The following is a 4,705-nucleotide window of genomic DNA, read 5'->3' as shown; positions in this document are numbered from 1 at the left end:
CCTGAACCCGCACGGTCACGTCGTCTTCCAGGCCCAGCGTGCCGACGTGCACACAGTGCTCGTCGGTGGGCGCGTCGTGAAGCGCGACGGCCGCCTCGTCGGCGTCGACCTCGCCGCCGCGCGGGCGCGGGTCGCGGCGACCATCGACCACCTGCGCGAGACGATGGGGGAGCAGGCGTGGCAGCGGGGCATGAACCCGGACATCCCCGAGACCGCGATCCTGGAGAACCCGTACCAGTACACCGAGTGGGACGCCGGGTCGGCGCAATGGAAGCATTAGGACATGGGTGACAACGGAAGGGGCGCCGGGCCCGACTTCATCGAGGCTCTCGCTCGGGGCCTCGACGTCCTGCGCTCCTTCCGTCCCGTCAGCCCCTCGATGACCCTCAGCGAGATCGCCGCCGCCACCGGCCTGGCCCGCCCCACCGTCCGGCGCATCCTCATCACGCTCGAATCGCTGGGCTACGTCCGCGCGGCGGGCCGCGGCCACACCCTCACCCCGCGTGTCCTCGAACTGGGGATGGCGTACGTCAACGCGCTGAACATGTGGGACGTGGCCCGCCCGCACATGGAGAAGCTGGTCGCGCAGACCAACGAGTCGACCTCGATGGCCCAGCTCGACGGCAGTGACATCGTCTACGTCGCCCGGGTGGCCGTCCCCAAGATCGTGACGCTGGGCGTCACCATCGGCACCCGCTTCCCGGCGCCCGCGACGTCGATGGGCAAGGTGCTGCTCGCCGCGCTACCGCCGGACACACTGGCCGCCGTCCTCGCCGAGCCCAGCCGCTCCGGCATCACCCCGCGCTGGCAGCCCTCGCCCGGCGACCTCGACGCCGTGCTGCGCGAGGTCCGGGCGAAGGGCTGGGCGCTCGCCGACCAGGACCTGGCCCCGGGGATCCGATCCGTCGCCACCGGCGTCCGCGACGGCGACGGGCGGGTCGTCGCCGCCATCAACGTGACGGTGCACGCCGCCGAGACCTCGGTGGAGACCCTGCGCGAGGAGCACCTGCCGAGGTTGCTGCGCGCCGCCGCCGACATCGGGCACGACTGGGCACTCACCGCCGCCGTGCCGGTGGTCACCGTCTAGGTTCCACCGATCACGAACTCCGTCGATTGTCCGGGGCAGCGCCGACACCAGATCGGATGCCATAGTGCCGCGATGAAGGCAGACCTGCACAGTTACCTGAAGGGCGGCCGCGACACGCTGCTGTGGAAGCTCGACGGGCTCAGCGAATACGATGTTCGGCGTCCGTTGACCCGGACCGCGACCAACCTGCTGGGTCTGGTGAAGCACGCGGCGGCCATGGAGGTCCTCTACTTCGGCGTCGTGTTCGGCCGGCCGTTCGAGGAGGAACTGCCGTACGTCGGCGACGGGGCGGAGCCCAACGCCGACATGTGGGCGAGCGCGGATGAGACCCGCGAGGAAATCGTCGCACTGTACCGTCGCGCGATCGCCCACGCCGACACCACCATCGAAGCCCTCACCCTGGATGAGGTCGGCCGGGTGCCGTGGTGGGGCGATGCTGCTGTCACGCTGCACCACGTCCTGGTCCACGTCGTCGCGGAAACGCAACGGCACGCAGGTCACGCCGACATCGTGCGCGAACTCATCGACGGCGCGGTCGGGCTGCTGTCGGAAAACGACAACCTGCCCCCGGCCGACGAGTCATGGTGGCGGGAACACCGGCAGCGAGTGGAGCAGGCTGCCCTCGACGCCGGCAAGCGCAGCAACTAGTGCCCTGACCACTAAGTTCACCGGCTTGGGACCGGTGGCTGCACGGGGCGCGAGTAGCCTCGGCTCGTGGAGGATCGCGAACAGTACCTGCGATATCAGCGGGACCGGACCGTGCTGCTGGCGATCGGTGCTCGTCTCGGTTCCCAGGTCGGCCGGATCAGCGTGCGGTTGCCTCGGTCTCTGGCCGAGTCAGCCGTCGCCGCCTGGAATCGCGACGAGTTGGGCGGCATCGGCGAGGAGAGTCGCGAAGAGTACGAACTGCGTGACGATGCCGCCGAACTGGCCTTGATCGGTCTGGCGATCGGTGAGCGCGGCATGCGGGATGGTGAGGACGTCGTCGTCGACCTGGACGTGGTCCAGGGCGCGGCGGCGTTGCGGGCCGCGCGATAAATCAGGCGCCCGCCGCCTTGGCGCCGACCTGCTGCGAATCGATCATGGTGACTGAAAATGTCGTACAGGTGTTCTAGATTCGGATCGTGGTCGAGGAGTTGACGCAGGCAGAGGACGCGATCGCGGCCTCCGCCGATACGGCCGTCTGGGCGCAGCCCGAGGCCGACCTGATCGCCGCGCTCGACGCCGCACACCGCATCGAGCAGCGTCTCGCCGCGGTGAAGCTGGCAGTGATCCGTGAGCTCGACGGCCGACGCACCGCTACCACGCAGGGCGCCTCCTCCACCGCGGTCTGGCTGCGCGAACGGTTACGCCTCACCATCCCGGCCGCTCGCCGCCTCGTCGACCTCGCCGCCATCCTGGACACCGGCAACCCTGGCGTACGCCACGCGCTGGCCGACGGCCACATCACCGTGGACCAGGCCCGGGTCATCGCCGACACGATCGACACCGTGCACACCGCCGCCGGCCCCGAGGCCGCTGACAAAGCTCTCGGAGTGCTCGTCGAGTGGGCCGGGCAATTCGACCCGACCCTGTTGCGCAAACTCAGCACCCGCATCCTCGACCACGTCGCCCCCGACATCGCCGACGCCGCAGCCGAAGCCGCCCTCGACGCCGAAGCCCGCCGCGCCACCCGCGACCGCCACCTCACCCTCTCCACCCTCGCCGACGGCCGCCTACGACTCACCGCCACCCTCGACACCGAGACCGCCGGGCTCCTCCGTGCCACCATCGACCCCCTCAGCGCACCCTCGGGCCCTGACGACCAGCGCACTCCCGGGCAACGCCGGCACGACGCCCTCAGCGACGTGTGCCGCCTCGCCCTGCGCACCGGCGAGCTGCCCGAAAACGGCGGCGATCCGGCCCAGATCGTCGTCACCACCAGCTACGACGGCTTGACCGGGCAACTGGGCGGCGGAACCCTCGACACCGGCCTGCACCTCACCCCTGAGGTCGTGCGCCGCCTCGCCTGCGACGCCGCCATCCTCCCCGCCGTCCTCAACGGCGCCGGCCAACCACTCGACCTCGGCCGACAACGCCGACTCATCACCGGTCCCCTCCGGCGAGCCCTGGTGCTGCGAGACCGTGGCTGCGCCTTCCCCGGCTGCGACCGACCACCGCGCTGGTGCGACGCCCACCACATCCACCACTGGGCCAACGGCGGCACCACCAGCCTCGACAACGCCGTCCTGCTCTGCGGCCACCACCACCGCCACCTGCACCACAGCGACTGGGCAGTGCGACTGGCAGGCGACGGCCACCCCGAGTTCGTACCACCGGCCTGGCTCGATCCCGAACAGATCCCGCGCCGCAACCAGTACCACCGACGAACCTGAGCACCACCAGCACGATCCTCCGCTGGCGGGCGGATCGAGTGTCCAGCCCGGCACGCCGCAATTCCGCGCGGCCACCGAGGGCGGCGGGGGCGCGCGGCCAGGACCGGCGTGGGCCCGTTCCTGTTCAGCTATCGAGGCGGTGAGAGCGCGCGGCCAGGACCCTGCACACGCCCGCACTCCGTGCAGCTACGGAGGGGTGAGAGGGCGCGGGGGCCAAGACCTGGCGCGCTGCCGCTCCCGATCAGCTACCGGGGATGAGGTCCTGCCGCGCAGGGACGGCGGGGCCTGACGCGCGGCTTTCCCGCCTTGACGCGTTCGACAGACCGACAGATCACCAGGGCGGCTGTCCAGGCCGATCAGGAGACCACCCTGGTGACCACTGGATCGCGGTTCTGCCGGCCGATCGCCACCCCGACGTCCGGCCACAGTCGCACAGCCGTTCGGATAAGCAGCCGGGCGGTCACGAAAACCGGCGGCGAATCGTCACAACTGGCGGTTAGTCTGCCTCCGCGCGTCGCTGCCCCGGCACGTCGCGCCCCGCGCCCGGTAGGCGCGGCATTGCCGCCACCGCCCACCATCGGCCGGCTCAATCGACTTCAGGAGAGTTAGTGACACAGCAATCCATCGCGACATCGGACAAACTCGACGGTGCGGTGCTCAAGGTGGCGGGCGTCGTCGTCCTTGGCGCGATCATGTCGATCCTCGACGTGACGGTGGTCAGTGTGGCGCTGCCCACATTCCAGAGCGAGTTCGACGCGTCCTACGCCCGCGTCGCCTGGACCATGACCGCCTACACGCTCGCGCTCGCCACCGTGATCCCACTCAGCGGGTGGGCGGCGGACCGGTTCGGCACCAAACGGCTCTACATGGTGGCGTTGGCTCTGTTCACGATCGGGTCGGGGCTCTGCGCCATGGCCGACACGATCGGCGAGCTGATCGGCTACCGGGTCCTGCAGGGCCTCGGCGGCGGCATGCTCATGCCGCTGGGCATGACCATCATGACCCGGGCGGCCGGGCCGCACCGGATCGGCCGGTTGATGGCCGTCCTCGGCATCCCGATGCTGCTGGGCCCGATCGGCGGCCCGATCCTGGGTGGCTGGCTGATCGACACCGCGAGCTGGCACTGGATCTTCCTGATCAACCTGCCGATCGGCCTGATCGCCCTGATCTACGCGCAGTTCGCGCTGCCGAAGGACGCGCCCGAGCCGTCCGAGTCGTTCGACTTCGTCGGCATGCTCATGCT

At 70.3% G+C, this 4,705-nt stretch carries 5 protein-coding genes and 1 pseudogene; all 6 read left to right on the top strand.

The window, feature by feature from the left end:
- Positions 1 to 280: pseudogene (locus tag KBX53_RS22930) on the top strand (amidohydrolase); the annotation flags it as partial.
- Positions 281 to 283: 3 nt separating this feature from the next.
- Positions 284 to 1,087, top strand: coding sequence for an IclR family transcriptional regulator C-terminal domain-containing protein (locus KBX53_RS22925; protein WP_210861576.1), 804 nt, complete (start codon positions 284 to 286; stop codon positions 1,085 to 1,087).
- A 72-nt stretch (positions 1,088 to 1,159) separates the two neighbouring features.
- Complete coding sequence (locus KBX53_RS22920) at positions 1,160 to 1,735, top strand: DinB family protein (protein ID WP_210861575.1); 576 nt, start codon at positions 1,160 to 1,162, stop codon at positions 1,733 to 1,735.
- A gap of 66 nt (positions 1,736 to 1,801) precedes the next feature.
- Positions 1,802 to 2,125: a hypothetical protein gene (locus KBX53_RS22915; RefSeq protein WP_210861573.1), complete on the top strand. Its 324-nt coding sequence runs from the start codon at positions 1,802 to 1,804 to the stop codon at positions 2,123 to 2,125.
- An 86-nt stretch (positions 2,126 to 2,211) separates the two neighbouring features.
- Entirely contained in the window at positions 2,212 to 3,462 is a 1,251-nt protein-coding gene (locus KBX53_RS22910; RefSeq protein ID WP_210861571.1) for an HNH endonuclease signature motif containing protein, read from the top strand.
- A gap of 608 nt (positions 3,463 to 4,070) precedes the next feature.
- Positions 4,071 to 4,705 (top strand): DHA2 family efflux MFS transporter permease subunit (locus tag KBX53_RS22905; RefSeq protein WP_210861569.1); only part of this gene is annotated, 635 nt, incomplete at its 3' end.

Source organism: Micromonospora sp. M51 (assembly GCF_018070305.1).
Lineage (GTDB): Bacteria > Actinomycetota > Actinomycetes > Mycobacteriales > Micromonosporaceae > Micromonospora > Micromonospora parva.
Note: the sequence above shows the minus strand (reverse complement) of the source record. Positions and strands in the feature narration are given on the sequence as shown.